A 26,033-nucleotide genomic window follows, 5' to 3' on the forward strand; every position below is an offset into this window, starting at 1 on the left:
CCCCGCCTGTAGCTTCGACGCTGCACGTTGGAAATGACTGGGATTTGGTGGGTCGATGCAGACACATGCGCGGGTGGTGGTTGTTGGTGGCGGGTGCGTCGGCGCGGGTATCCTGTACGGCTTGGCAAAGCGCGGCTGGACCGATGTCGCACTGCTCGAACGCACGCAGCTGACGGCCGGCTCGACCTGGCATGCGGCGGGCCTCGTCCCGTCCTATGCCCGCAACATCAATATCGGCCGGATGATCAACAAGACCATCGAGATCTATGAAGGGCTCGAGGCCGAGACCGGGCAGCCGGTCGGATGGCACAAATGCGGCCAGTTGCGCATCGCCAACTCCAGGGACCGGCTCGACGAATACAAGAGCTATATGAGCGTCGCCGATGTCCAGGGCATGCGGGCGCATTTGCTGTCGCCGGGCGAGGCGAGGGCGCTGTGCCCGCTTCTCGACAACAAGCATATGCTGGGCGCGCTGTATCATCCCGATGACGGCCATATCGCGCCGGCCGACGTGACCCACGCCATGGCCAAGGGCGCACGGGATCTGGGCGCCAAGATCCATCTCAACACGGAGGTCACCGGCTTTCAGCGGACTGCCGGCGGCGAATGGCGGGTCGCGACCAACAAGGGCGACATCATTTGCGAGCATGTGGTCTGCGCGACCGGCAACTACGCGCGCCAGACCGGCGCGCTGCTCGGCCTCGACATCCCCGCCATCCCGATCCTGCACCAGTACTGGATCACCGAGCCGGTGTCGGAGATCGTCGAGCGCAAAAAGCAGGGGCGTGCCGAAATGCCGATCCTGCGCGACGAGGGTTTTGAAGGCTATCTGCGCGAGGAAGGCGACGGCTTCATGTTCGGACCCTACGAGCGGACCGAACACTTGAAACTGTTCGCCGAGGATGGCGTTCCCGCCTGGTTCGGCGCCGATCTCGTCGAGGAGGATTTCGATGCGGTGTCATGGAACTGGGAGCAGGCGACGCAGCTTGTGCCGGCGCTGGGACGCGCCGGGATCAAGGCCAATGTCCGCGGTCCCTTCCAGATGACGGCGGACGAGCTTCCCTTGATGGGACCGGCCCGGGGCCTGCCCAATGTGTGGCTGGCCGAGGGCGTGCCCGGCGGCATCCTGTGGGGCGGTACGATCGGCTATTATCTGTCGGAACGGATCGTCGAAGGCGGCAACAGTCTCGACACCTCCGATCTCGATCCGCGCCGCTTCGGCGACCATGCCAACAAGGCCTGGACACGCGAGAAAGTCCGCGAGGCCTGGGGCACGCATGCGGAACAGAAATATCCGGGACAGGACATGCCCGCCGCCCGCCCACAGAAGACCGCGCCGTCCTACGCACGGTTGACCGAGCTGGGCGCGGTCTGGGGCGTGCTCAACGGCTGGGAAATGCCGAACTGGTTCGCGCCCAAGGGCGTCGAGGCCAAGGACCAGTATAGCTGGCGCTGGACCGCCAAGGGCGTGTTCGTCGGCGAGGAGGTGCAGGCCGTGCGTAACGCCGTCGGCCTGGTCGAGATGACGCCGATGACCAAGTTCGAGGTGTCGGGGCCGAACGCGGCCGCCTGGCTCGACAAGATCCTCGCCAACCGCCTGCCGGCGACAGGCCGGGCGGTGCTGGCGCATCACCTTACACCTGCCGGCGGCGTGCAGGCGGAATACATGGTGGCGCGCCTTGGCGAAGACAGCTTCTACCTCATATCGACGCCGCGCGCCGAGCGCTGGAATTTCGACGATCTCTCAAAACTGCTTCCCGCCGACGGCAGCGTCAGCCTAGAGAATGTCACCAACGAGCGCGGCTGCTTTACGGTCGTTGGCCCCAAGGCACGCGAGGTTCTACAGCCGCTGACCGAGATCGATCTGTCGAATGCGAGCTTTCCCTGGTTCGGCGTGAAGTCAGGCAACCTGGCGCTTGCCAGCGATGTGCGACTGCTGCGCGTCAACTATGAAGGCGAGCTCGGCTGGGAACTCTACCACCCCATGGCCTACCAGCGGCAATTGCTCGACGCGATCCTGAGGGAGGGCGAGAAACACGGCATGCGGCTCGTCGGGCTGCACGCGCTGGAATCGCTGCGGCTGGAGAAATCCTACCGCGCCATGTATCGCGACATGAACCCGGAGCTCAACGCGCTGGAGAGCGGGCTCGAGGGCTTCATCCGCTTCGACAAGGGTGATTTCGTCGGCCGCGATGCGGTGCTGAAATACAAGGACAAAAACGACCAGCGCCGGTCGGTGACGCTCAGGGTCGAGACCGACGGCGCCAGCACGCTTGCCAGCGAGGGGCTTACATCGGCGGCGAGCTGGTCGGGCGCATCACATCGGGCGGCTATGGCTACACGCTCGGACATGATCTGGCGCTGGCGCTGCTGCCCGAGCGTCTCGGCAAGCCCGGCACGAAGCTCGACGTCGCCATTCTGGGGGAATGGAAGACCGCTGAAGTCATCGCGGATTCGCCCTATGACCCCAGCTCGGCCAGGGCGCGGATGTAAGGGCGCTGGACCGGGACATCGGACTGGCAGTCACTGCATCGATCGGGCATAGAAGGCCGGCGTCGTACCGGTAAGCTGCTTGAAGCGTTTGGTGAAATGCGCCTGGTCGGCGAAACCCACATCCAGCGCAACTTGCGCGACGCGCTGGCCAAGTCTCAACAGGCGCCGCGACCGTGCGATCCGGATTTGAGTGAGATAGGCGTATGGGGTCAACCCAAGATGTTTCTGGAAAAGCCTGATGAGGTGAAACGGTCCGACGCCGGATGCCGTTGAAGCCTCTTCGAGGCTGATGCGGTCGCCGGCATGTGCTTGCAGGAATTCCACCGCGCGGTTGACCGCCTTCGAGCAGGCCGCCACTTCGGACTGGACTGCCCGGCCGGTCCCATGGCGCTGGAACAGCAGGGACATGCCGGAGATCATCGCCTCCTCGGCGGCGGCGTCGTCGCTGGCCATGGCGAGCCGATGGGCGGCCCCCAGGCAGTCCCAGATGTCGCGGTCGTCGACGACTGGTCGCTTGATTTCGGGATATCCGTTTCCAGCATCAGCCAGCATCGTGGCAAGGGCGGTTTGCGGCACGTAGAGGGCCGCGTAGATCAGCTCGCTTCCGTGCTCGCGCTCTCCGGTATGCATTTCGCCGGCATTGACGACCGACAGGCTGCCCGGTGCTGCATATTCCCGTGACCTTCCGCGCCGGAACGATTTCACGCCGGCATGGATGATGCCGATCATCAGCTCGTCATGCGTGTGTGGCGCGAAGCTGTGCCGCACGAACCTTGCCGACATCAGATCGATGCCGCCGAACATTCGCGAGCTGCGGAATGTTGCTTTGTCGAGCAGGCTTTCGAATTGCTGGGCCGGCATGGTCGCCAATCAGGCAAAAAGTCAAGATCGGACAAGAAGCGTAGATCGGATCGTGCTTTCCGTAAACCGATGGCACACCCAAACCGGATCGGACGCCATCGCCAACCGGACCGAGGAGCATGACATGACCAGGACGACTGTTACCGCACCAGATCTGACGCCGCCCGTCGGGCCTTTTGCTCAAGCCGTCTGGGCCGGCGATCTCCTCTACGTGTCGGGCCAGGTCGGCCAGAATCCGGCGACAGGCGCGATGGTCGCCGGCGGCATCGAGGGAGAAACGCGTCAGGCCTTCGAGAACCTCAGGCGCGTGCTCACCGCAGCCGGCCTTGGCTTCGACCATGTGATCAAGACGCATGTGTTCCTTGCCGACATGAACGATTTTGCCGCTATGAACGCCATCTACGGGACGGTGTTCTCAGCGCCCTTTCCGGCGCGCACGACCGTGCAGGTGGCGAGGCTGGCGCTCAACGCGCGTGTCGAAATCGATGTCATCGCGCGGAGGCCAGCATGAGACGCGAGCCGGAGGGACGCTTCCCGCGAAACGACATCATCTCGCTGCTGGACGTCAACCGGCGCTTCAACCTCGCCGAGAGCACGGCGCAGGATCTGACCTTCGGTGAACTCATCGACCTGGCTGGCGGCGCTGCCGCGCTGCAGGATCTCAAGATGGGCTATGGCTGTTCCGCCGGCCTGCCGCGCCTTCGCTCTGCCATCGCGGCGCTGACGGGCGTTCAGCCCGATCAAGTCGTTACCACGCAAGGCATGGCGCTGGGCCTGTTCCTGCTTGCCTTCGAACTCTGCCGTCCGGGCGACGAGGCGGTGATCGCCATGCCATGCTTTCCACCGTCGCGCGCCTCGCTTATCGCCTCGGGTGTCGTTGTGCGCGAATGCCGCCTCACATTCGATCAAGGCTACCGGCTCACGGCGGACCTGCTTGAGCCGCTGCTCAATGAACGGACAAGGCTGGTCAGCATCGCCAGCCCGCAGAACCCGAGCGGTGTTCGAACTTCCGTGGCGGAGATCGAGGCTATCCTGGCGCTGATGCGCGCCAAGGCGCCCGCCGCAACTCTGTTCGTCGACGAGACCTATCGCGATGCGACCTACGGCGATGAGACGCCGCCACGGAGCTCGGCCGCACTGGAGGGGCCCATCATCATCGGCGGGTCCGTATCGAAGGCGCATGGCGCGCCGGGACTTCGCGTCGGCTGGCTGACTGTGAGGGACGCCGGGCTTCGCGACCGGCTGGCGACCGCCAAGATGAACATCGTGATCTCGGGCTCTCCGCTCGACGAGACCCTGGCCGCCGTCGTCCTCGAAAACCGCGAGACGATCCTGAGCGAGCGTCGGGGGCTGCTGGCGGGGGGAGTGTCGAAAGTCGCCGCGTGGGTCGACGGCCTGAAGGGGCGTGTCGATTGGGTGAGGCCGGATGGCGGGGCACTGTGCTGCCTTCGGTTGAATCCGGACGCATTCGATGCGGCAGCAGTCGATCGCTTCTGGTCGGCTCTGCCCGAAGCGGACCTTCAGATCGGTGACGGTGCCTGGTTTGGCGAGTCCTCCGCCATCCTGCGCCTCGGCTTTGGCTATCTGCCGATCACCGTTCTTCCGGCCGCGCTGGATGCGCTTTCGCAGGCGACAGAGACGGCGGCGGGCGTGAGCTAGGGGCATCCCACGATTGAGGGAACGACTTCCTCGGCTTAATCTGGGACAAAGGCGACCAGGCCATCTCCAACCCTGACGCTTTGCGGCCGACGCAAAGTTTCACCGTCGATCGCGCTACGGTATAAGCAGTGTCCTTGCCGCAATCCTGCCCGCCGCGCCAGTCTTGGAAGGACGACATGCCCCCAGGGGTCAACACGGTTCAGATGTGGCGCTCCAGCGCGCTAGCCGACACGCTGTTCTTGTGGGCGAATTATCGCAACCATCGTTTCCAACCGCACTTCCATGAAGAGTTCGCCATCGGGATTATCGAGGAAGGCTGTCAGGCGTTTTCATACGACAGCAAGCATCGGGTCGATCTGCCGCGCGGAACGGTCTGCCTGATTTCTCCCGGCATGGTGCACGAGGGTTGGGTGGGAGCCGAGAATGGCTGGACCTACCGGATGTTCTATCCAGCCGCGTCCCTGATCGGGCAAGCCGCAGAGGATATTTTCGGCACGCCCGATGTCGTCTTCAACTCCCCCGCCGTCGACGATCCTGAACTGCATGTCTGCCTGCAGCGGCTTCACCAGATGACGGCCTCGCCGCATCTGCAAAGTCTCGAGTTCGAAACGTTCTATCTCGCCACCGTACGGATGACGGTCGAACGCCATGCCGGCCGGCGTCCTCTGGCGGAGCAAGGGCGGCATTGGACGGCGCTCCGCCAGGTTCGCGAGCTTCTCGAAGATCGCCACGCCGATCTCATCAGCCTGTCCGATCTGAAGGAGCTTGCGGGCATCAGCAAGTTTCACCTGTTGCGGCAATTCAAGGCGGTCTATGGCCTGCCGCCGCATGCCTACCTGTCGCAGGTGCGTGTGCGCCGGGCCTCGACCCTGATCCTCGCGGGAAACGATCTCGCCGACACCGCGGCGGCCGTCGGCTTCGTAGATCAGGCGCATATGACGCACGTGTTCCGCCGGTCCCTAGGTTACACGCCCGGCATGCTGAGAGCCAGCTCCTCACTCTGAGCAATTTTTTACAAAACAGGGCGCATGCGCTGCTTTAGAACGAGCCGCGCCGGCAACGCCATGCGCCGATGGAGATCACGATGAACCGACACAGCTTCCTGGACGACTACAGCGAAGGCGCGCATCCCGACATTCTCAAAGCCTTGTCCGAAACCAACATGGCTCAGCAGACGGCGTATGGCGACGACGCCTATTCAGCGGAAGCGCGGGGCCTGATCCGCCAGCATATGGGCGACGTCAATCCGGATGTCTGGTTCGTCACAACCGGTACGCTTGCAAACATCCTGATCATGTCGAGCGTTTTGCGATCCCATGAAGCCGTGATCGCGCCTGCAAGCGGCCATATCGTCGTCCGCGAAACCGGCGCGATCGAGGCCACGGGCCACAAGATCATCACCGTGCCTCCGGTCGATGGAAAACTGACGCCGGACAGTATTGTCGCCGCCCTGAAGGCGAATGCCCACTTTCCGCACATGGCCAAGCCCCGACTGGTCTATCTTTCCAATGCAACCGAGGTCGGCACGCTCTACACGAAGGCGGAGCTCAAGGAGATTTCAGATCTCTGCAAGCAGCGCGGCCTTCTCCTTCTGCTGGATGGAGCGCGGCTGGGGGCGGCCCTGGCTGCGAAGACGAACGACGTCACCTTGAAGGACATCGCGGAACTCACGGACATTTTCTGGATCGGCGGCACCAAGGTCGGCGCTCTTCTGGGCGAGGCAATCGTCATTCCCAATCGCGAACTGCGCGAGGAATTCAGGTTCCACATCAAGCAGCGTGGGGCACTTCTTGCGAAGGGGCGTGTGCTGGGTCTGCAGTTCAGGACGCTGTTCCGCGACGGGTTGTACTTCGACCTTGCCCGGCACGCCAACGGCATGGCTCAGCGCCTGTCATCGAAAATCCTGGAGGCTGGCTACCGTTTCGCTGCCGAAACCGAAACGAACCAGCTTTTTCCGATCCTGCCCAATGTCCTCATCGATGAATTGAAGGATCATTTTGATTTCTACGTCTGGGAACCCCATGACGAGTCGTCATCCGTCATTCGTCTGGTCACGTCATGGGCAACGCAGGAAACGCAAGTCGATGCGTTCGCGGCCAAGGTAGAGACATTTGCCGCCTGACGTGATCCGTCAGACCGCCAGCGAATAACCCAGATCGCGCAGCGGCAGCAGGCGCACGCGCTCTCCTGTGGCGGCGAAAATGGCGTTGCCGAGGGCTGGCGCCAGCGCCGGGAAGGCGGGTTCGCCCATGCCGGTCGGCGGGTTGTCCGACTGGATGAAGTAGGGATCGATCGTCATCGGCGCGAAAGGCATGCGCAGGATCGGATAGGCGTTGTAGTTCTGCTCCTGTATCAGTCCATTTTCGATGTTGATCTTGAGCCCCATGGCGGTCGAGAGCGCGTCGGTCGACGCGCCCTGCGCCTGGGCTTCGGAGCCGGCCATGTCGATGATGGGGCCGACATCGAGCACCACCAGGATGCGCGCGATCTTGATCCGCTTGTTGGCATCGACACTGAGCTCGACCGCCTGCGCGACATGGCCGGCATGCGAGTAGCACCAGGCCAGGCCGAGCCCACTGCCCTTCGGCAGCGTCTTGCCCCAGCCCGCCTTGTCGGCGCACATCTTGATGACGTCGGTGGCCCGCTTGGGCTGAAGTTGATGCTCTTGTCCTTAGGCACCAGTTCGGGCACGTCGCGGTTCACCGCATCGATGAGGAATTCGACATGGTCGCGGCCAGAAGCCAGCGACAATTCGTGCATGAAGCTCTGCGCGGCAAAGACCTGGGCATTGTCGCCCGGCGCGCGCCAGGCGCCGGTCGGGATTTTCAGCGGCAACATGGTCTTGGCGCGGCGCAGATTGGGCGCCTTGATCGAATATCGCAGATTGTCGGTGAGATTGGCGCCCGAGGCTTCCTTCTTGCCGTCGGCGGTGAAGGTGATGAAATGCTCCTGCCAGGCATCGAGCCTGCCAGCTTTATCGATCGCGCCCTTGAACTGATGGTAGCCGGCGGGCCGGTAGAAATCATGGGCGAAATCGTCTTCCCGTGTCCATTGCAACTTGACCGGGGCGTTGACCCTTTTGGCGATGGCCGCCGCCTCGCAGGCATAGTCATTGACCAGCCGCCGCCCGAAACCGCCGCCGACGCGGGTCTGATGCATCACCACTTTTTCCGGCGGTATGCCCGCCGCCTTCGCGATCAGTGGCAGGCCGCGATCGGGCTGCTGGGTGGGCACCCACATTTCCATCACGCCGTCATGCCAGTGCGCCGTGGTGTTCATCGGCTCCAACGGCACATGCGCGGCGAAGGGATATTCGTAATAGGCCTCCACCGTCTTGGCGGCATTGGCGAAGGATTTGTCGATGTCACCGACATTGTCGTCGGGTTTTTCCGGGAAACTGGCCGCCAGCTTGCGGGCCTCAGCCGAAAATCGCGACGTGGAGTCCTTCGATGCTTCGCTCAGGTCCCAATCCACTTGCAGCTTGTCCTTGGCCTGGAAGGCGCTCCAGGTATCCCTGGCGATGATCGCCACGCCCGGCATCACTTCGACCATCATGCCGGTGCCGTCGACGGCGAAGGCGTCGAGCACGCCACGCTCAGCCTTGATCTCGTCGACGTTGAAGGACCTGACCTTGCCGCCTGCCGCCGGGCATTCGGTGTAGGTGGCATAGACCATGCCGGGCAGCTGGACATCGATGCCGAACAGCGGCTTGCCGGTGACCACCTTGGGATCGTCGACGCCGCGATAGCGCTTGCCGATCAGGCGGTAGTCCGCACGGCTTTTCAGCTTCAGGCTCTTGGGGTCGGGCACCGGCATTTTCGCCGCCGCGGCGGCAAGCGAGCCATAGGTTGCGGACCGGCCGCTGGCGGCATGGGTGAGGACGGAATCCCTGGCGGTGATCTCTGAGGGGTTCACCAGCCACTGCCCGGCGGCGGCGGCGATCAGCATTGCCTTTGCGCCGGCGCCGGCCTGGCGCAGCTGGTCCCAGGCGTGCGGGATGGAGGTCGAGCCGCCGGCGCCCTGGCTGCCATAGACCTTGGGATTGATGTCGGCCTGCTCCATGACGACATGGTTCCAGTCGGCATCGAGTTCGTCGGCGATGATCACCCCGAACGAGGTCTTGATGCCCTGGCCGATCTCCGGGCATTTGGAATAGATGGTGATCGTGTTGTCGGGAGCGATGCGGATGAAGGCGTTCATCGCCGGGTTCTTGACATCAGGCGTGTCGACATTCGCGACATCCGCCGCGAATGCCACGCCGCCAAGGTGGAAGCCCAGCACCAACCCCGCCGCGCCCGCGCCGGCCAGCTTGAAGAAGGTGCGTCGCCCCATGGTCGTCGGCGCGCTAGGCGGCACCGAACGGACCTCGCGGATCAGCGCCGATAAGTAAGCATCGGACTGGGCAAACTGCGTGTCAGCCATTGGGGGTCTCCTTGGATTGTTGGGCTGCCTGCTGTCGCAGGGCGCTCACATCCTTGCCTGTCAAGTCAGCGCCTTTGGCGCCAAACCGGGCGGTGACGTAATTGGCCACGGCCGCGATGTCGTCGTCCGAATAGCCAGCGCCGAAGGCCGGCATGAAGATCGTGCCGTCGGCGGTCTTGCGGTTGACGCCGTTGATGACCGTCTGCGCGACATTGGTGGCGCTGGGATCGTTCACCGCGCGCACGCCGGTCAGCGTGGCAAAGCCGGTGACCGGGCTAACACCGGTCCAGTCGTGGCAAGAGGCGCAGGCGCCGGCGAAGATCTTTTCGCCACGTATATTGGCATCGGCCGTCACCCCTTCCTTGTAAGAGGCTGGCGCAGCGGTCGTGACGGTGCGCGGCAGGTCGCTGGCATGGGCGGGTATGCTGCGCAGATAGGTCACCAGGGCACGGGTGTCGTCCGGCACGAGATAGCTCAGACTGTCGTCGGCGGCTTCACCCATCGGGCCGGCGGCGCCCCCATGGCCGTTGGCATGACCGGTGGACAGATAGGACGTGAAGTCCTCGTCGCTCCAGTCGCCGATGCCCGAAACATTGTCGCCGGTGATGTTGTAGGCGCGCCAGCCGGCGGTGAGGGCGCCGGCGAATTTGGTGTGGTTGTCCAGCGCAAAAGCCAGGTTGCGCGGTGTGTGGCACTCGCCGCAATGGCCGATCGCCTCGGCGAGATAGGCGCCCCGGTTCCATTGCGGGCTCTGGCTGGTGTTGGGATGGAAGCGTTCGTCGGGATTGAACATCACGTTCCACACCGCCACCAGGCTGCGCTGGCTGAAGGGCCAGGAAAGCTGGTTTTGCCTGGCCGGGGCCTTTACCGGCGCCAGCGTGAAGAGATAGGCCTTGATGGCCAGCGCGTCGGCATCGGTCATGTAGGTGTAGGAGCTGTAGGGCATGGCGGGATAGAGTTTTGCGCCGTCGGCGCGAATACCCTTGTGCACGGCGGCCAGGAACTGGGCGTCGCTGTAATTGCCGATGCCGGTCTCTCTGTCCGGCGTGATGTTGGTGGAATAGATCGTACCGAATGGCATGTTGAAGGCGAAGCCGCCGGCGAAAGGCGCGCCGCCCGGAGCGGTGTGGCAGGCCTGGCAGTCCGCGGCATGGATCAGATATTCGCCGCGCTTCACAAGAGCGGCATTGGCAAGCTCAGCCGGAACGCCGGTGACATCGCCGCCATGGTAATCCGCGAGCGCCACGGTCGAGCCGGCGGCAAACGACATCGGATCGCGGCCAAGATAAAGCCAGCCCGCGAAACCAAGCGCGACGACGACAATGACCGCAACGACGATGCCGATGATTTTCTTCATGGTCAGGCCGATTTGGCGGCGGCGTTCTTGATCGCCCGGCGGATGCGGATATAGGTCCCGCAGCGGCAGAGATTGCCGGCCATCGCCGCGTCGATGTCGGCATCGTCGGGCTGCGGATTACCGTCCAGCAGCGCTGTGGCCGACATGATCTGGCCGGCCTGGCAATAGCCGCATTGCGGTACCGCGGCTTCCATCCAGGCCTGCTGCACCTTGGCGCCGTTGGGCGTGCCGCCGATGCCTTCAATGGTGACGACCGCGCGGGTGCCGACATCGCCGACGGTCAATTGACAGGAACGCACCGGCTTGCCGGCCACATGCACCGTGCAAACGCCGCATTGGGCGATGCCGCAGCCATATTTGGTGCCGACCAGATTGAGGTGGTCGCGCAGCACCCACAGAAGCGGCATGTCCTCCGGCACATCGACGTTTCGCGACTGTCCGTTGATTGTAAGCGTGAGCATATCTCTCCATCCCTGCATGACGGTAAAATCGATCCAACGACCAATTTGCTCGTCAAAATTATAGGGGAGGGAGGATCGGCAAGTAGGGAACGCTTCATACACATTTACGGCATCGCCGTTGCCGGGTGGCCGAACAGAAGCAGACGGCGGTTTCGCCCGAAGCTGGTCCGCACTCAGGCGACGTTTCTGTTGACATCAATCTGTCTACCTTCTAGTAGGTAGGCATCTTATCAACCAATGTTGGAAACAGCTATGCCTGCTCAAAACACCCTTGCTCAAAATACCGGCAGCCTCGCCCAAGCTTCGAACGCATGGCTCAAAAGCTATTACTTTGTGCGGTTTGCTGTCTCGGCGTTGTGGGTCGCACTGGCCTTTACCGTCGCCAGGACCATGCCGCCGCTGGCCGCGATCATGCTGGTGGCGTATCCCGCCTGGGATGCCTTGGCGAACTTCGTCGATGCCCAGCGCACAGGTGGGATAAGCCGCAACAAGTCTCAGTTGCTGAACTTTGTCATCAGCGCGCTTGCCACTCTGGCGGTCGCTATCGCGCTGACCAGCAGCATGAACGCAGTGCTCGCCATCTATGGCGTCTGGGCTGCACTGTCCGGCTTGTTTCAGCTGATGACCGCAGTGCGGCGCTGGAAGACCAGTGGCGCGCAGTGGGCGATGATCTTGAGCGGCGCCCAATCGGCGCTGGCCGGCATCTTTTTTGTCAAGATGGCTGGCGGCGTTGACGATATCGGCATCACGAATGTCGCACCCTATGCCGCGTTTGGCGCGTTCTACTTCCTGGTGTCGGCGGTGTGGCTGACGGTCAGCGACATCCTTCGCAAGTCACCGCGAACCGCCGGCTAGGTGCGCCCTTTGAAAGGGCTGTTGGAGATGCTGACATCCTTTCCACTGACGAGTGGTGCGCTGTCCCTAGGAGGGACGGCGCATTTCCTGTCGAAAGGATTGGCGGCCATGCTGCACCCTTGGCCGATGCCTTGGACAAATCTTGCAAGGATCGGCAAAATTTCCTACCTCGACCTATTGGAAGGTAGACGATGAACATCGCGCTCAGTGACACTGCGGGCAAATTGGTTGGCGGAGCTGCCCAGCTCATCATGCGTGTTGGCTATAACGGCTTCAGCTATGCCGATCTGTCGGAGCGCTTTGGCATTCGCAAGGCCAGCATTCACCACCACTTTCCCTCGAAAGTCGATCTGGTGGTCGCCGTTGTCGAACAAGCGCGTGCCGGTATCCGAGCTCAGATTGCAGCGTTGGAGGAAGGCTCGCCGGTCGCAACAGATCAGCTGCGGTTTTACACAGGGTATTGGGAACGCTGTATCAAGGATCAGTCCGCTCCCTTCTGCCTGGCCGCTGTCCTGGCGGCTGAATTGCCCGGTCTACCTGAAGAGGTGGCGCTTTCCGTTCGTGGCCATTTCACCGATCTCGGCAAATGGCTGGAACGGCTGTTCGAACTTGGTGTAGAGCAGGGCGCCCTGCATCTTGAGGCATCGCCCGAGATCGAGGCCCAAGCGTTCATGGCGACCGTATACGGAGCCATGCTCGCAGCCCGGGCGTTTGACGACCCGGAGCGGTTCAACGTGATTGTAGAAACTCTTTTTCGTCGTATTCGCCGCTGACGCCGATGGCCGCGTACGGCAATTTTCAGCGCGCCCACGCGCTCGTTAGATAAACCAAAGCCGCAGCCACCGGCAGATTATCTCTGATCCTTCGGAACAAAGACTTCGAGCGCAGATTAGGTCCACAGCACATGTGTGCATAAAAAGGACCTTCCCCATGAAAACCCGCCTATTGCTGGCCTCACTGGTCACAGCCACAGCCATGGCTTTCGCCCTGCCTGCACTTGCCGCCGACAGCGCGCAGGACTTCGTCAACAAGGCCGCTGCCGGCGGCATGTTCGAGGTCGATTCCAGCAAGGTTGCCGAAGCCAAGGTGCAGAACCAGAGCGTCAAGGATTTCGCTCAAAAGATGATCGACGATCACGGTGCGGCCAACGCCAAGCTGGAGACGATCGCCGGCGAACAGAAGCTCACGGTTCCCAAGGAATTGGACGCCAAGCATAAGGGTGATGTCGACACTTTGCAGAACGGCAAGGATCCGATCGACGCGCCCTATGTCCAGATGCAGCGCGACGCGCACACCGATGCCGTGACGCTGTTCGAGAGCTACGCGAAGGATGGCGACAACGCCGAGCTGAAGACGTTCGCCCAGCAGACGGCGCCGACGCTCAAGATGCACCAGGAGATGATCGAGAAGATCGCGGCGACAATGGGCACCCAGTCCTCGGATTCGCAGACGCCCAAGAACACGGTCGGCGGCGCACCCGACCCCATGCCTCCGCTTCCCGGTGCCAACAGCTTCACCGAGGACCAGGCCAAGGGCCGCATCCAGGATGCCGGCTTCGCCGATGTGTCGAAGCTGACCAAGGACTACCAGGGCATCTGGCGTGGCCAGGCCAACAAGGACGGCAAGAACACCACCGTGGCGCTGGACTACAAGGGCAACGTCGTTGCCGGCACCAACTGAAACTGAAATCCAGGAGATCAAAACCATGAAAACCGTAACCGGACTTTTCGACAATTACGATGATGCTTCCGACGCTGTCGGCGAACTGGAAGCCAGCGGTATCGCGCGTGACGACATCAGCATCGTTTCCAGCAATTCGAACAACCAGCACGACGACAACGGGTCCAAGGCCGCCGACGACGCTGCCGGTGGGGCTGGACTGGGAGCCGCGATCGGCGGCGCTGGTGGACTGCTCGCTGGGCTTGGCTTGATGGCCATTCCGGGTGTTGGTCCGGTGGTCGCCGCCGGGTGGCTGGCTGCCACTGCCGTCGGTGCCGTTGGCGGCGCCGTGGTTGGCGGTGCCGCTGGGGGCATCGTCGGGGCGCTTACCGATTCCGGTGTCCCTGAGAATGATGCCCATGTCTACGCCGAGGGCGTGCGTCGTGGCGGCACGCTGGTCACAGCCAAGGTCGAAGACCAGCTGGTGCCGGGGGCCGAAAGGATCCTGGGACAGGCTAGGTCCGTCGACCTGCAGGAACGGCGCGGCGAATACCGGGCCGATGGTTGGACCGGCTTCGACCCTGACGCGGAGAACTACCGCTCGAACGAAATCGGCCGCGACGGCGCTCGCGACGTGAACCGAGTTTGATCGACAAGGCCTCGCCGCCGAAAGGCGGCGGGGCCAATCTGCCGAAAAGCCTTTGGCTAGCGCATCAAGCCGGCAGCGCGGAGCGCATCTTCAATCACCTTGCCCACGCCTGTAGCAGAAGCGCGTGAACCATCCGGACGCGGTTGTTCGGCAGGTTCAACCCGCGCTGGCCTCGACCTTTCCGGCGCAATATATGGGCGCAAGTCCCTACCCGCAGTGGGGTTCGCTACGGCCGCCTCAGGCTTCGCCCCTCTTGGTGCATCCCGGCTCGCAAGATCCCAGAAGGCCGCCATACGTCTCGTCGACGATATTCCAACATCCAGCATGAACGGCGCGGCATGGCCCAAGCCGTCCTGCCCCCCCGTCTTCAAGGGGGTGCCGTGGCCCATGCCGGCAATGGCGTATTTTTCGATTACCTCATTGCCATCGGCGTCGCACCAGACCTGCCGCGTTTGTCCATCGGCGGCCTCCTTTCGAACAGGGCTTGCCCCGACGCGATGAACGCCCTGCCATTGGGCGACAAGGGAATCCGCATTAGCCGGCGCCACCGTGTGATCGGCCGTGCCCTGCCAGATCGAAATCTTCGGCCAACTCCCTTTATGCGATGACGCCTGCGCCAGACGTCGCTGGAGCTCCGACTTGGACGGGCCGCCATGGCCACGCATGCGATCGAAAGCTTCCGGGATCGTCGACGCGCTGCCATAGGCAAGGCCCGCGATGATTGCGCCGCCGGCGAACACCTCCGGATATGTTGCCAGCATTGCTGCTGCCATGGCGCCGCCGGCGGAAAGGCCGGTGACGAAAACGCGCCGGCGGTCCAGGCCATGCTTCGTCACCATGGCTTCGATCATCTGGCGGATGGAGAGCACTTCGCCGCGATCGCGGGTGACATCTTCGGGCACGAACCAGTTGAAGCAGAGATTGGCATTGTTGGCGCGCTGCTGTTCCGGCAGCAACACAGCAAATCCTTCCTCTGCTGCCAGGCGACCATCCGGACCCGTGATCATAACCGGCCGCCGTCTGCGTGCAGCCGTGCAGGACCACGACCAGTGCGGCTCCGCGTGGCAGGTTCTCAGGAACGTAGAAGCGTGCCCGCAAGGCGCCCGGATTGGACCCGAACGTGGCCAGGTCGGACAGGCTGTCGAGATGGCCCGGTTGGGAAAATGCCGTCCGGCCTCGCATGGCCGAAAGGCGGGCGATCGTATCTGAGATGTTCCGCAAACCGAGATCCTAGACCGCCGGAATGGCGGAAGCCCGAGCACAATGCACATGCAGCAACATCGTTGCTGCACTGCACAATAACAAGCTTACGCTGGGGTAGGCGAGAGGCGAATGCTTCGTTCCAAGCCGGCGCCGTACCTCAGGCCGGTCCATTTCTCGCCGTCTTCGCCAGTTCCTGTTCCAGATCACCAGTTCCTTGCCGCCCGCCATCAAATTGAACAGCCGGTCGCGGTCGATTTCGCCTTTGGCGTAGGTGCCGGTGCTTCTACCTCTGTGTCGATGTATCGTCTTCAATGAGCGAGGCGGAACAACGGCTGCAGCGGGAGGGATATGTCAACGCACTGCTCGATGCCGAAGTGTTGCAGTCCATTGAATCCGGCCGGCGTGGTGATGCCCATATCGATCTCCTTCGACCAATATGAATCATAAGCCGTCCATCAAGGGAATCCTGAATCCTTTAAATCGCGACTGGCTTTGGCCCGGTGGCGGGGCAGCCACAGGGTGGACATTTCAGCCCACATGGAAAATGATCATGTTGCCATGCACAACACTGCAGTGCTCTGATCTCGACGAGAAAGCCTGAGCGTAGAAGCGGATCAACCGACCTCCGGGTCCAGCGAGCGAGGACGCAAATGGACACCCCAGAGAATGCGCAATTGCATCGCGACGCGGGTGGGCGACCCCGTCGATCGGTCGGCTGGCTTGCCCGCGCGGCCGTGTCGGCGGCATTCCTGCTCGGCATGGCTTTCAGCAGCACTGCGTTTGCGCAGGACCAGCAGCTACCCGTGGTAACAGCGGCCAAGCCGGTGGTCCGTGAAATCGTCGAAGACGACGAGTTCGTCGGGCGCTTCGAAGCCGTCGACCAGGTCGCCATCCGTTCGCGCGTCAGCGGCTATCTGGACAAGGTCAGCTTCAAGGACGGCGCACTGGTCAACAAGGGCGACCTGCTCTTCACCATCGACCAGCGTCCGTACCAGGCGGCTTATGATGCCGCCAAATCGCAAGTGGACGTCGCCAAGAGTCTGCTCGAATTCTCCAAGATGCAGCTGGATCGCGCCGACGAACTCGCCAAGACCGGCAATATCTCAACCGCGACGGTCGACGACCGCCGGCGGGAATACCTTTCGGCGCAGGCGCAGATGCAGGGCGCGACGGCTGCGCTGACGACGGCCAGCCTGAACATGGAATTCACCGAGATCAAGGCGCCCTTGTCCGGCCGCATCGACCGCCGTCTGGTGTCGGTCGGCAACCTCGTGCAGCCGGATTCCACCTTGCTGACGACCATCGTTACGCGCGATCCGATCGACTTCTATTTCGACGTCGATGAGCGCCTGTATTTCAGCTACGCCCGCGACGCGAAGGAGCGTGGCGGCAGCATGCAGGAAGGCGCCGGCGGGCTCGAGGTGGCGGTTCGCGTCGCCGACCGCGCGGAGGCGGTATTCAAAGGCAAGCTCGATTTTGCCGAGAACCGGATCGACAACGCGACCGGCACCATGCGGGTGCGTGCGAGGTTTCCCAACGCCGACGGCGTTCTCCAGCCAGGCATGTTCGGGCGCATCAACGTGCCGGGGTCGCTGCCGCATAGCGGCGTGCTGGTGCCCGACGAGGCGATCGGCGCCGATCAGGATCGCCGCATCGTGTTCCTGGTGGATGAGGCCGGGATGGTCTCGGCGAAGCCCGTGCGCACCGGCCCGCTTCTCGACGGCTACCGGGTGATCCGCTCGGGCCTGACCGGCAACGAGACGATCATCGTCAACGGGCTGATGCACGCTAGGCCCGGCACCAAGGTGAAGGTCGAGATGGTGACGTTGCCGCCCAAGGCCGAGACCGCCGGGTTGCAGCAATGAGGTTCGCACATTTCTTCGTCGACCGCCCAATCTTCGCATCGGTCGTTTCGATCGTCCTGCTGATCCTCGGCGGGATTGCCTATACCCAGCTGCCGGTCTCGCAATATCCCGAGATCGCACCGCCGACCATCGTCGTTCGCGCGCAGTATCCGGGCGCCGACGCCGAGACGGTCGCAGCGACGGTGGCAACGCCGATCGAGCAGGAGATCAACGGCGTCGAGGGCATGCTCTATATGTCGTCCTATTCGTCGGGTGACGGGGCGATGGCGCTGACCATCACTTTCAAGCTGGGCACCAATCTCGACCAGGCGCAGGTGCTGGTGCAGAACCGCGTGTCGGTCGCCGAGCCGCGCCTGCCCGAAGAAGTCCGCCGCCTCGGCATCACCACCACCAAGAGCTCGCCCGACCTGATGATGGTCGTGCACATGCTGTCGCCCGACAATACCTACGATCAGCTCTACGTCTCGAACTACGCCCGCTCGCGGGTGCGCGACATACTGCTCAGGTTGGACGGCGTCGGCGACCTCATCATCTTCGGCGAACGCGAATATTCGCTGCGTATCTGGCTCGATCCGGAAAAACTGTCCGCTTTGGGGATGACCTCGGGCGATGTGGTGCAGGCGCTGCGCGACCAGAACGTCCAGGTGTCGGGCGGCTCGATCGGCGCGCCGCCGACCAACATGGGCACCGCGTTCCAGTACACGGTCACCACGCAAGGCCGTTTCAACGACGCACGCGACTTCCGATACGTGATCGTCAAATCGACCGAGGACGGCCGCCTGATCCAGCTGCAGGACGTGGCACGCATCGAGCTCGGCGCCAAGGATTACGTCACCAACTCCTATCTCAACGGCAAGCCGGCGGTGGCGCTCGCCATCTTCCAGCGGCCGGGCACCAATGCGCTCGCCGCGGCCGCGGAGATCCAGGACAAGATGAAGGAGCTGTCCCGCGACTTCCCGAAGGGGTTGAGCTACGACATCGTCTACAATCCGACCGAGTTCGTCGCCGAGTCGATCCAGGAGGTCTACAAGACGATCCTCGAGGCGATGTTGCTGGTCATCGTCGTCATCATCGTCTTCCTGCAATCTTGGCGCATGGCGATCGTGCCGATCGTGGCGATCCCCGTGTCGCTGATTGGCACGCTGGCGGTGCTTTATGCCGCCGGCTTCTCGCTCAACATGCTGACACTGTTCGGCCTCGTTCTGGCGATCGGCATCGTCGTCGACGATGCGATCGTCGTGGTCGAGAACGTCGAGCGCAACATCGCCAGTGGGCTGGCGCCCAATCCGGCGTCGCACCTGACCATGAACGAAGTCGGAACGGCCATCATCGCGATTTCGCTGGTGCTGATCGCCGTGTTCGTACCGACAGCCTTCATCCCCGGCATTTCTGGGCAGTTCTACCTGCAGTTTGCGATCACCATCGCGGTGTCGACGGCGATCTCGGCATTCAATTCTCTAACGCTTTCGCCGGCGCTGGCCGCACTGCTGTTCAAGCCGCACCACGCCGCGGCGGCGCCGCCGCGCTTTTTCCTGGCGCGGTTCGGACGGACGCTCGCCGACGGCTTCAATCGCGGCTTCGACAGGGTCGCCCATTGGTATTCGAGCATCATCCGCGTGCTGGTCGGCTCGCGGATAGCGATCACCGCCATGCTGGCCGTTTTCGCGGCCCTCATCTACGCCACTGTCTACATGGTGCAGACGGTGCCGCGCGGTTTCATTCCGTCGCTCGACCAGGGCTATGCGATCGTCGTCATCCAGTTGCCGGACGGCGCCTCGCTATCGAGGACCGATGCGGTCGTCCAGCAGGCGTCGCAGATCATCCAGAAAACACCAGGCGTCGACTACGCAGTCGCCTTCGCCGGCTTCTCCGGCGCGACCTTCACCAACGCCACCAACGCGGGCGTGATCTTCGCCAGGTTCAAGCCGTTTGACGAGCGACTGAAGGCCGGCCAGTCGGCGACCAAGGTCATCGGCAATCTGTTCGGCAGCCTGCAAAGCATCAAGGAAGCCTTCATTATCGCACTGCCGCCGCCACCGATCCGCGGCGTCGGCAATGCCGGCGGCTTCAAGCTCCAGATCCAGGAGCGCAACAGCGCCGACATGCGGCAGATCCTGGCGCTTGCCTACGAAATCGCCGGCAAGGCCAACAAGACGCCGGGCTGACGGGCGTGTTCACGACGTTCTCAGCGTCGAGCCCGCAATTCTTCCTGGCGATCGATCGCGACAAGGCGCGCATCCTGAACGTGCCGATCCCCAACATCTTCGAGACGCTGTCGATCAATTTGGGCACTGCTTACGTCAACGACTTCAACGCTTTCGGGCGCGTCTACCAGGTGCGGGCGCAGGCCGACCAGGCGTTCCGCCTCGATCGCGCCGACATCTTGAAACTGAAGGTGCGCTCGGCGACCGGCGCGCTGGTTCCACTCGGCACGTTGGTCGAGATCCGCGACGTCACTGGCCCGGCGCTGGTCCAGCGCTACAACATGTACGTCTCGGTGCCGCTGCAGGGCAACGCGGCGCCCGGCGTTTCCACTGGCGAGGCGCTGGCATTGATGGAAGGGATCACGGCAAAGACGCTGCCGGCCGGTACCTCCTATGAATGGACTGAGCTCGCCTATCAGGAGCGCAACACCGGCAATGCCGCTGTCTATATCTTCGGACTGTCGGTGCTGTTCGTGTTCCTGGCGCTGGCGGCGCAATATGAAAGCTGGGTGCTGCCGTTCGCCATTGTGCTGGTGGTGCCGCTGGGCGTGCTCGCGGCGTTGGTCGGCGTGTCTTTGCGAGGGCTGGACAACAACATCCTCGTGCAGATCGGCCTCATCGTGCTGATCGGGCTTGCCGCCAAGAACGCGATCCTGATCGTCGAATTCGCGCGGCAGGCGCAGGAACGCGGCCTGTCGATCGCCGAGGCTGCCGTCGAAGCCTGCCGGCTCAGGCTGCGACCGATCCTGATGACCGCCTTCGCGTTCATCCTCGGCGTCGTGCCGTTGATGATCGCAACGGGCCCGGGCGCGGAAATGCGCCAGTCGCTCGGCACCGCGGTGTTCTCCGGCATGCTCGGCGTCACCTTCGTCGGCCTGTTCCTGACGCCGGTGTTCTACGTCACGCTCAGGTCGCTGTTTTCACGGCGCAAGCCCCGTGCCGAGGCCGAGCCTTCGGGGCCGGCAGAGGCGCCATCGGAGACGGCCGCGGAGTAGGGTTACGAATTCGCCGTGTTGGGCGCGGCTTATCACTCCAGAAAATCGGCGCCGCGCGGCAACGGCCACGACGGCATGACTGAAGACCAAAAGCTATGCGGCGCAAAGCTGCCGTTCGACTTAGAGCATTTCACCGTTTCATGGAAACGGCGAACCGCTCTAACTCTTTGTTTTGACGCAATTCCGGACGGAAAACCGCTCACACTTTTCCTGGAATTGCTCTAGGATCACCTACGTCGCCGGCCCATTCCTCGCCGCCTTCGCCAATTCCTGTTCCAGATCCACCAGTTCCTTGCCGCCCGCCATCAGATTGAGCAGCTGGTCGCGGGTGATTTCGCCTTTGGCGTAGGTGCCGGTGCTCCGGCCGCGCTTCAACAGGGTGAAGCGGTCGCCGACGACATAGGCGTGGTGAACGTTGTGGGAGATGAAGATGACGCCGATGCCGCGTGCCTTGGACTGCACGATGAGCTTCAGGACCACGGAGGCCTGGTGGACACCCAGCGCCGATGTCGGCTCGTCGAGGATCAGCACCTTGGCGCCGAAATAGACGGCACGCGCTATGGCCAGGCACTGCCGTTCGCCGCCCGACAGCGTGCCGACGGGCTGTTCGGGATCGCGCAGCTGGATGCCCATCGCCGACATCTCGTCATAGGCGGTGCGGTTGGCGAAGTCGGCGTCGAACTGGCTGATCGGCCCGAATTTGCGCATCGGCTCGCGCCCGAGGAAGAAGTTGCGCGCCACGCTCATCAGCGGCACCAGCGCCAGGTCCTGGTAGACGGTTGCGATGCCGCTGTTACGCGTATCGGCGGGCGAGGCAAACCGTGTCGGCTTGCCCTGGACACGGATCTCGCCTTCGTCCGGCGTGTAGACGCCGGACAGCGTCTTGATCAGCGTCGACTTGCCGGCGCCATTGTCGCCGAGCAGGCAATGCACCTCGCCGGGGCAGACATCGAAGGACACATCCTTCAGGGCCACGACCGAGCCGAAATATTTGCTGACCGACTTCAGTTCGACATAGGGCTCGGCCATCACCGGCTCCTCATGGCGCGGTTGCGCACATAGCTGTTGAACAACACCGCGATGACCATCATGGCGCCCATGAACAGCTTGAACCAGTCGGTGTCGATGCCGGTGTAGAAGATGCCCATCTGCACCACGCCGAAGATCAGGGCGCCGAACATGGCGCCGATGGCCGATCCATAGCCGCCGGTGAGCAGCGTGCCGCCGATGACGACGGCGATGATGGCCTCGAACTCCTTCTGCGTGCCGCGCAGCGTGTCGGCCGAGCCGGTGACAAGCACCTGGATCGCGGCAAAAAGCGCGGCCGCTAGTGCCGTCATGACGAACAGCGTGATCTTGGTGCGCGCCACCGGCACGCCGAGATTGCGCGCGGCATTGGCTTCGCCACCGGCTGCAAAAATCCAGTTGCCGAAGCGGCTGCGCGTCAACAGCCAGGTGCAGGCCAGGGTCAGCACGATCCACCACACGATCGACACCGGAATGCCTGATATCGATGGCAGGCCGTCCGCCCGCTTGCCGATCAGGCCGATGTCGGCAAGCCTGGCGATCAGGCCGGAAAACACCTGTCCCGAAAACAGGCTGTTCAGCGGATCGTGCAACGCCAGCTCGTGCACGCCCGACACCTGGGTCCGCCCCGAAATGCCGCGCGTGAGGCCAAGGGTGAGGCCGCGCAGCATGAACAGGCTGCCGAGCGTCACGATGAAGGAGGGCAGGCCGGTCCTGACGACGGCGAGCCCGTTGAGCGCGCCGATGCCGCCGCAAACGGCGAAGGTGAACAGCAGCGACAGCCAGATCGGCCAGCCCCAGAAAACAGCGGGGATGGCGATGAGGATGCCGGCAAAGCCGATCATCGAGCCGACCGACAGGTCGAACTCGCCGGCGATCATCAGCAGAGCCACCGGGGCGGCGAGAATGCCAAGCTGGGCCGAGACTTCGAGGAAGTTGATGATGCCCTTGGCACTGAACAGTCCCGTGCCCCCCGCCGTGATGGCGAAGAACACGAAGACCAACACGGTGCCGGCGACCGCGCCAAGTTCCGGCCTGCTCAACAGGCGGCTCAGGCGTGAGACGGACCGGACCCGCTCGTCGCTAGTCTCTGAAACCATGGCTGCTTGCCCTTCACCCAAGTAAGAACGGCCGGGGCAAGGCCCCGGCCGCCAGTCCTAGCGCTTGCCGAGTTTCGACAGCTCGATAACCGAGGCGGCGGTGTCCTTGGTGACGAAGCCGGGGCCGGTCGGATAGTCGGCGATCGGCATGATCTTGTACTTCTTCCAGAGATCGAACATCGCGACCGGGATGTAGCCCATGGCGTATTGCTGGGCGTCGATGCCCCATTCCATCTTGCCGGCGACGACGGCCTGCAGGATCGTGGGGGAGAGATCGAACGTGCCGGTCTTCACCTTGCCCGACAGGCCCAATTCATCAAGCGCGGCAAGCGTCGGTTCGGCACCGCTGGCGCCGACGGCAAGAATGAACTGTGTATCGGCATGAGCGGTCATATAGGCGATCACGCGGTTCTTCATTTCGGTCGGGTCGATGACGCCGTTCATCACCGGCACATCGACGCCCAGGCCCTTGGCAAAGCCGGCGCAACGGTCGTCGAGGCTCGAATTGCCGACCTCGTGGTTGGCGCAGACCGCCTTGGTGAGGCCGAGCGCCTTGATGCGCTCGCCGGCCGTGACGCCTGCCTGGAATTCATCCTGCCCCATGAACAGCAGGCCGCCAAGATCGTGCGTGAGTTTCGAACCGCCGGAATCGATGATGATGACCGGGATGCCGGCGGCGATGGCATTCTTGACCGGAGCCGAAAGGGCGGCCGCGTCGGGGATCGAGACGACCATGCCGTCGGGCTTCGAGGCGGCGATGGCGTCGATCATCTGCGCCATCTTGGCCATGTCGAAGGTTTCGGGCGCCAGATATCGGCCTTGACGCCGAGCGTCTTGGCGGCATCGTCCATGCCGTTCTTGACCACCGACCAGTAGGGGTCGCCGCTCTGGCCGTGGGTGACGAACACCACCCGAGTCTCGTCGGCGGCCGCAAGGGTCGTGGCCGCCGTCATCATGGTGAAGCCGGCCAGCAGGCCGAGCGCAAGCTTTACTAATTTCGCAAGCGAAAACATAGAACCTCCTGTTTGTTTTCCGCCGCCGCAATTACGGTCGGCAGTCCAGTTGCCCCTTCATTCCAGTTCCGTTCCTCAGCACTGGTTCCCCAGAGGCCGCATGGCGGCCTCAATCACTCGATGACGTCAAATCCGGCTTGCCGCGCCATGCGCGACAGGTTCTGAAATCCCATCGTCGCATAGGTCAGCGGATTGGCCTTGTTGGGATCCTGCTCGGCCTCGACGACCAGCCAGCCGCTGTAGCCATTGTCGGCCAGCACGCGCAAAATGGCGGGGTAGTCGATGGAACCGTCGCCGGGAACGGTGAAGATCCCTTCCATGACCGCACCCATGAAACTCATGTCCTCGGCGCGGGCGCGCTCGAGCACGGGTTTGCGGGCGTCCTTGCAATGCACATGCACGACTCGGCTAACGTGCGCCTTGATCAGGGCAAGCGGATCGCCACCCGAAAATGTCGAATGGCCGGTGTCGTAGAGCAGGCCGACCGCTTCGCCGGTGTGCCGCATCAACAGGCCGACCTCGGCATCGGTCTCGACGATGGTTCCCATATGGTGGTGGAAGGCCATGCGCACGCCGAAATCCGCCATCCTCTCTGCCAGCGCCGTCAGCTTGCGGCCATAGGCCGGCCATTCTTCCGCGCCGAGCGCAGGGCGCTGCGAGATCGGCCCCCAGATGGCGTTGTGGCGCCCGCGCGAGGTGTCGGCGTAGACAACATGGGTCGAGCCCATATCCTTCAGAAGCTGGAGATGCGGCGTGATCGCATCCATTTCCGCACCGACATCCTTCTCGTCGCAGCGGCCATCATACCAGCCGGAAATCACGGCAAGGCCATAGCGCTGCATGATCGGCTTCAGCTCGGCCGAGCGGCGCGGAAACTTGCCGCCAAGTTCAGTGCCGGCATAGCCGGCCTGCCTGGTTTCGCTGAGGCAGACGTCAAGCGGCGTATCGCCGCCGAGCTCCGGCACGTCGTCGTTGGACCAGGTGATCGGGTTGATGCCGATGCGAACCGTCACGGGCGAACTCCTGATTGCTTCGACTGGGCTAGGTGATGGCGGGCGAGGCCGGCGAGCAGCGTCATGTCGCGGCGGGCATGCTCGGCGGTGTTGCGCACGGCTGAGCCTTCGACGATCGCCGACCAGAAACCTTTCAACTCCTCGACGAATGCTTCCTCGTAGCCGCTGCTTATATCGCGGCTGGAAAGCGTATGGCCGTCGCCGGTGCGCAGCGTCAGCCGTGTCGGCTGGTGGTTGAGATAGGGCGAGGGGAATTCCAGCTCGAGCGCGGCGTCGTCGAAGTAGAGCGTGATGCGCTCGCGGTAATCGGGCAGCTTGGGAACGGCAACATGCGCCATGGTCCACAGCGCCTCGCCGTCGAGCAGCCGGACAGTGCCCTGGCCGCCTTCGCCTTTGGCGAAGAGCGAGGCGCCGACAATTTCACCATCGACGACGCCGAGTGCATCGAGCAAGCCATGGACGGCGTTCACATCATGCACGATCGACGAACAAAAGGCGCCGACAAAGCCGCGAAAGGCGTCGGGATCGTCCAGCCCCGGCACCGCGCGCTCCACCTGTTCGCGCTGCCTGGCTTCGGTCGAGGCAATCAATTCCGCCGCGACGTCGTCACCCCGGCAAGTGGAGGCGTGCCGGATGAAGGGCCAGGCGTCGGGATCGTTGACCTCGACCGAAATGTAGCGAAGCGTCCGCGCCGTGCCGGGCAGCATTTTCAATGCCGCCTCGTAGCTCGGGTCGAAACGCTTCATGTAGCCGACCTGGAGCACCTTTCCGGCGCGATCCCTGGCGGCGATCAATTCGTCGATATCGTCTGCGCTGTAGCAAAGCGGCTTTTCACAGAAGACATGCAGCCCCTTGGCGAAGGCGGCGAGGCTTTGTTCGCGGTGCAGCGCATCCGGCGAGGCGATGATCACGGCGTCAAGCGGCATGGCGAGAAGCGCGTCGAGATCGGCGGATGTTTCGAGGCCGAATTCCTCGCCGACGAAGGCGCGGACTTTGCGCGAAGGGTCGTAGACACCGACGATCTTGAACTGCCGGTGCAGCTTGAGCAGGTTCGGGATGTGCTCGACCTGGGCGACGCCGCCCGCACCGATCACGCCCACCCTTATGCACTGCATCGGCCAGCCCCATCTGAACCCGAACGCTTTTTCTTGAGCCTAAGGCTGCTTTGGTTCCATTGTGAGAGCCAGATCCGATTGAT

Annotated in this window: 23 protein-coding genes and 3 pseudogenes; 14 read left to right on the forward strand and 12 right to left on the reverse strand. The window is 63.2% G+C overall.

Annotated features, from left to right (window positions below):
• Positions 1 to 55: 55 nt before the first annotated feature.
• A pseudogene (locus tag AC0V7N_RS13810) lies at positions 56 to 2,493 on the forward strand (GcvT family protein).
• 30 nt (positions 2,494 to 2,523) lie between these two features.
• Here the strand turns inward: AC0V7N_RS13810 and AC0V7N_RS13815 are convergent.
• Positions 2,524 to 3,354, reverse strand: a complete 831-nt coding sequence (locus AC0V7N_RS13815) for an AraC family transcriptional regulator (protein ID WP_475458314.1) — start codon at positions 3,352 to 3,354, stop codon at positions 2,524 to 2,526.
• Positions 3,355 to 3,478: 124 nt separating this feature from the next.
• Between AC0V7N_RS13815 and AC0V7N_RS13820 the strand changes: the two genes are divergently transcribed.
• The 4 genes from AC0V7N_RS13820 to AC0V7N_RS13835 all read left to right on the forward strand — a co-directional run bounded on the left by AC0V7N_RS13820 (position 3,479) and on the right by AC0V7N_RS13835 (position 7,135).
• Complete coding sequence (locus AC0V7N_RS13820; RefSeq protein ID WP_475458316.1) at positions 3,479 to 3,865, forward strand: RidA family protein; 387 nt, start codon at positions 3,479 to 3,481, stop codon at positions 3,863 to 3,865.
• Positions 3,862 to 5,013 (forward strand): pyridoxal phosphate-dependent aminotransferase, encoded by a 1,152-nt coding sequence (locus AC0V7N_RS13825; protein WP_475458319.1) that lies wholly within the window; start codon positions 3,862 to 3,864, stop codon positions 5,011 to 5,013. Before AC0V7N_RS13820 ends, AC0V7N_RS13825 begins: the two co-directional genes overlap by 4 nt.
• A gap of 134 nt (positions 5,014 to 5,147) precedes the next feature.
• A complete protein-coding gene (locus AC0V7N_RS13830; RefSeq protein WP_475458321.1) occupies positions 5,148 to 6,017 on the forward strand; it encodes an AraC family transcriptional regulator in 870 nt (289 codons plus the stop codon).
• A gap of 80 nt (positions 6,018 to 6,097) precedes the next feature.
• Entirely contained in the window at positions 6,098 to 7,135 is a 1,038-nt protein-coding gene (locus tag AC0V7N_RS13835; RefSeq protein ID WP_475458323.1) for a threonine aldolase family protein, read from the forward strand.
• A gap of 9 nt (positions 7,136 to 7,144) precedes the next feature.
• Here AC0V7N_RS13835 and AC0V7N_RS13840 read toward each other — a convergent pair whose 3' ends face one another.
• Genes AC0V7N_RS13840 through AC0V7N_RS13855 form a run of 4 tightly spaced genes read right to left on the reverse strand, consistent with a single transcriptional unit; the run spans position 7,145 to position 11,253 of the window.
• Complete coding sequence (locus AC0V7N_RS13840; protein WP_475458325.1) at positions 7,145 to 7,399, reverse strand: hypothetical protein; 255 nt, start codon at positions 7,397 to 7,399, stop codon at positions 7,145 to 7,147.
• Positions 7,366 to 9,435, reverse strand: a complete 2,070-nt coding sequence (locus AC0V7N_RS13845) for a xanthine dehydrogenase family protein molybdopterin-binding subunit (RefSeq protein ID WP_475458327.1) — start codon at positions 9,433 to 9,435, stop codon at positions 7,366 to 7,368. Before AC0V7N_RS13845 ends, AC0V7N_RS13840 begins: the two co-directional genes overlap by 34 nt.
• Positions 9,428 to 10,792, reverse strand: a complete 1,365-nt coding sequence (locus tag AC0V7N_RS13850) for a c-type cytochrome (protein WP_475458329.1) — start codon at positions 10,790 to 10,792, stop codon at positions 9,428 to 9,430. Before AC0V7N_RS13850 ends, AC0V7N_RS13845 begins: the two co-directional genes overlap by 8 nt.
• 2 nt (positions 10,793 to 10,794) lie before the next feature.
• Entirely contained in the window at positions 10,795 to 11,253 is a 459-nt protein-coding gene (locus AC0V7N_RS13855; protein WP_475458331.1) for a (2Fe-2S)-binding protein, read from the reverse strand.
• Between the two features lie 252 nt (positions 11,254 to 11,505).
• On the opposite strand from AC0V7N_RS13855, the gene AC0V7N_RS13860 reads away from it, so the two are divergent.
• The 4 genes from AC0V7N_RS13860 (at position 11,506) to AC0V7N_RS13875 (ending at position 14,416) form a co-directional block, all read left to right on the forward strand.
• Positions 11,506 to 12,108, forward strand: a complete 603-nt coding sequence (locus AC0V7N_RS13860) for a DUF308 domain-containing protein (RefSeq protein WP_475458333.1) — start codon at positions 11,506 to 11,508, stop codon at positions 12,106 to 12,108.
• A 191-nt stretch (positions 12,109 to 12,299) separates the two neighbouring features.
• A complete protein-coding gene (locus AC0V7N_RS13865) occupies positions 12,300 to 12,881 on the forward strand; it encodes a TetR/AcrR family transcriptional regulator (protein WP_475458335.1) in 582 nt (193 codons plus the stop codon).
• Positions 12,882 to 13,038: 157 nt separating this feature from the next.
• Complete coding sequence (locus tag AC0V7N_RS13870; protein WP_475458337.1) at positions 13,039 to 13,788, forward strand: DUF4142 domain-containing protein; 750 nt, start codon at positions 13,039 to 13,041, stop codon at positions 13,786 to 13,788.
• Positions 13,789 to 13,813: 25 nt separating this feature from the next.
• Positions 13,814 to 14,416, forward strand: a complete 603-nt coding sequence (locus AC0V7N_RS13875) for a general stress protein (RefSeq protein ID WP_475458339.1) — start codon at positions 13,814 to 13,816, stop codon at positions 14,414 to 14,416.
• Positions 14,417 to 14,472: 56 nt separating this feature from the next.
• Here the strand turns inward: AC0V7N_RS13875 and AC0V7N_RS13880 are convergent.
• Positions 14,473 to 15,637 (reverse strand): annotated as a pseudogene (locus tag AC0V7N_RS13880) (extracellular catalytic domain type 1 short-chain-length polyhydroxyalkanoate depolymerase).
• Positions 15,638 to 15,748: 111 nt separating this feature from the next.
• Here AC0V7N_RS13880 and AC0V7N_RS13885 point away from each other — a divergent pair.
• The 5 genes and pseudogenes from AC0V7N_RS13885 (at position 15,749) to AC0V7N_RS13905 (ending at position 20,908) form a co-directional block, all read left to right on the forward strand.
• The gene (locus AC0V7N_RS13885) at positions 15,749 to 15,934 is read left to right on the forward strand and encodes a hypothetical protein (protein ID WP_475458341.1); all 186 of its coding nucleotides are present in this window, start codon (positions 15,749 to 15,751) and stop codon (positions 15,932 to 15,934) included.
• Entirely contained in the window at positions 15,931 to 16,059 is a 129-nt protein-coding gene (locus tag AC0V7N_RS13890; protein ID WP_475458343.1) for a DUF1194 domain-containing protein, read from the forward strand. Before AC0V7N_RS13885 ends, AC0V7N_RS13890 begins: the two co-directional genes overlap by 4 nt.
• A gap of 318 nt (positions 16,060 to 16,377) precedes the next feature.
• On the forward strand, positions 16,378 to 17,484 hold the full coding sequence (locus AC0V7N_RS13895; protein WP_496628012.1) for an efflux RND transporter periplasmic adaptor subunit: 1,107 nt from the start codon (positions 16,378 to 16,380) through the stop codon (positions 17,482 to 17,484).
• Positions 17,481 to 20,683 (forward strand): annotated as a pseudogene (locus tag AC0V7N_RS13900) (efflux RND transporter permease subunit). Before AC0V7N_RS13895 ends, AC0V7N_RS13900 begins: the two are co-directional and overlap by 4 nt.
• 18 nt (positions 20,684 to 20,701) lie before the next feature.
• On the forward strand, positions 20,702 to 20,908 hold the full coding sequence (locus AC0V7N_RS13905; protein ID WP_496627891.1) for a hypothetical protein: 207 nt from the start codon (positions 20,702 to 20,704) through the stop codon (positions 20,906 to 20,908).
• Between the two features lie 6 nt (positions 20,909 to 20,914).
• On the opposite strand, the gene AC0V7N_RS13910 is transcribed toward AC0V7N_RS13905, so the two are convergent.
• The 6 genes from AC0V7N_RS13910 to AC0V7N_RS13935 form a co-directional block, all read right to left on the reverse strand.
• Entirely contained in the window at positions 20,915 to 21,712 is a 798-nt protein-coding gene (locus tag AC0V7N_RS13910; protein ID WP_475458347.1) for an ATP-binding cassette domain-containing protein, read from the reverse strand.
• Complete coding sequence (locus AC0V7N_RS13915) at positions 21,712 to 22,809, reverse strand: ABC transporter permease (RefSeq protein ID WP_475458349.1); 1,098 nt, start codon at positions 22,807 to 22,809, stop codon at positions 21,712 to 21,714. Before AC0V7N_RS13915 ends, AC0V7N_RS13910 begins: the two co-directional genes overlap by 1 nt.
• A gap of 57 nt (positions 22,810 to 22,866) precedes the next feature.
• Positions 22,867 to 23,598 carry a substrate-binding domain-containing protein gene (locus tag AC0V7N_RS13920; RefSeq protein ID WP_496627892.1) on the reverse strand — a complete coding sequence of 244 codons (732 nt, stop codon included), beginning with the start codon at positions 23,596 to 23,598 and terminating at the stop codon, positions 22,867 to 22,869.
• The gene (locus tag AC0V7N_RS13925; protein ID WP_475458354.1) at positions 23,577 to 23,822 is read right to left on the reverse strand and encodes a hypothetical protein; all 246 of its coding nucleotides are present in this window, start codon (positions 23,820 to 23,822) and stop codon (positions 23,577 to 23,579) included. Before AC0V7N_RS13925 ends, AC0V7N_RS13920 begins: the two co-directional genes overlap by 22 nt.
• Positions 23,823 to 23,935: 113 nt before the next feature.
• The gene (gene iolE / locus AC0V7N_RS13930; protein WP_475458356.1) at positions 23,936 to 24,835 is read right to left on the reverse strand and encodes a myo-inosose-2 dehydratase; all 900 of its coding nucleotides are present in this window, start codon (positions 24,833 to 24,835) and stop codon (positions 23,936 to 23,938) included.
• A complete protein-coding gene (locus tag AC0V7N_RS13935) occupies positions 24,832 to 25,950 on the reverse strand; it encodes a Gfo/Idh/MocA family oxidoreductase (RefSeq protein WP_496627893.1) in 1,119 nt (372 codons plus the stop codon). The genes iolE and AC0V7N_RS13935 overlap by 4 nt, the downstream gene beginning before the upstream one ends.
• Positions 25,951 to 26,033: the final 83 nt, after the last annotated feature.

This window comes from Mesorhizobium kamtschaticum (assembly GCF_056174585.1).

Bases quoted from the DNA above. Each gene is read 5' to 3' on its own strand.
- AC0V7N_RS13910 (WP_475458347.1), bottom strand. From the start codon at position 21,712: ATGGCCGAGCCCTATGTCGAACTGAAGTCGGTCAGCAAATATTTCGGC.
- AC0V7N_RS13825 (WP_475458319.1), top strand. From the start codon at position 3,862: ATGAGACGCGAGCCGGAGGGACGCTTCCCGCGAAACGACATCATCTCG.
- AC0V7N_RS13835 (WP_475458323.1), top strand. From the start codon at position 6,098: ATGAACCGACACAGCTTCCTGGACGACTACAGCGAAGGCGCGCATCCC.
- AC0V7N_RS13870 (WP_475458337.1), top strand. From the start codon at position 13,039: ATGAAAACCCGCCTATTGCTGGCCTCACTGGTCACAGCCACAGCCATG.
- AC0V7N_RS13860 (WP_475458333.1), top strand. From the start codon at position 11,506: ATGCCTGCTCAAAACACCCTTGCTCAAAATACCGGCAGCCTCGCCCAA.
- AC0V7N_RS13840 (WP_475458325.1), bottom strand. From the start codon at position 7,399: ATGGGGCTCAAGATCAACATCGAAAATGGACTGATACAGGAGCAGAAC.
- AC0V7N_RS13885 (WP_475458341.1), top strand. From the start codon at position 15,749: ATGCTTCGTTCCAAGCCGGCGCCGTACCTCAGGCCGGTCCATTTCTCG.
- AC0V7N_RS13915 (WP_475458349.1), bottom strand. From the start codon at position 22,809: ATGGTTTCAGAGACTAGCGACGAGCGGGTCCGGTCCGTCTCACGCCTG.
- AC0V7N_RS13920 (WP_496627892.1), bottom strand. From the start codon at position 23,598: ATGGCCAAGATGGCGCAGATGATCGACGCCATCGCCGCCTCGAAGCCC.
- AC0V7N_RS13935 (WP_496627893.1), bottom strand. From the start codon at position 25,950: ATGCAGTGCATAAGGGTGGGCGTGATCGGTGCGGGCGGCGTCGCCCAG.
- AC0V7N_RS13925 (WP_475458354.1), bottom strand. From the start codon at position 23,822: ATGTTTTCGCTTGCGAAATTAGTAAAGCTTGCGCTCGGCCTGCTGGCC.
- AC0V7N_RS13820 (WP_475458316.1), top strand. From the start codon at position 3,479: ATGACCAGGACGACTGTTACCGCACCAGATCTGACGCCGCCCGTCGGG.
- AC0V7N_RS13895 (WP_496628012.1), top strand. From the start codon at position 16,378: ATGGCTTTCAGCAGCACTGCGTTTGCGCAGGACCAGCAGCTACCCGTG.
- AC0V7N_RS13815 (WP_475458314.1), bottom strand. From the start codon at position 3,354: ATGCCGGCCCAGCAATTCGAAAGCCTGCTCGACAAAGCAACATTCCGC.
- AC0V7N_RS13865 (WP_475458335.1), top strand. From the start codon at position 12,300: ATGAACATCGCGCTCAGTGACACTGCGGGCAAATTGGTTGGCGGAGCT.
- AC0V7N_RS13855 (WP_475458331.1), bottom strand. From the start codon at position 11,253: ATGCTCACGCTTACAATCAACGGACAGTCGCGAAACGTCGATGTGCCG.
- AC0V7N_RS13845 (WP_475458327.1), bottom strand. From the start codon at position 9,435: ATGGCTGACACGCAGTTTGCCCAGTCCGATGCTTACTTATCGGCGCTG.
- AC0V7N_RS13850 (WP_475458329.1), bottom strand. From the start codon at position 10,792: ATGAAGAAAATCATCGGCATCGTCGTTGCGGTCATTGTCGTCGTCGCG.
- AC0V7N_RS13875 (WP_475458339.1), top strand. From the start codon at position 13,814: ATGAAAACCGTAACCGGACTTTTCGACAATTACGATGATGCTTCCGAC.
- AC0V7N_RS13890 (WP_475458343.1), top strand. From the start codon at position 15,931: ATGAGCGAGGCGGAACAACGGCTGCAGCGGGAGGGATATGTCAACGCA.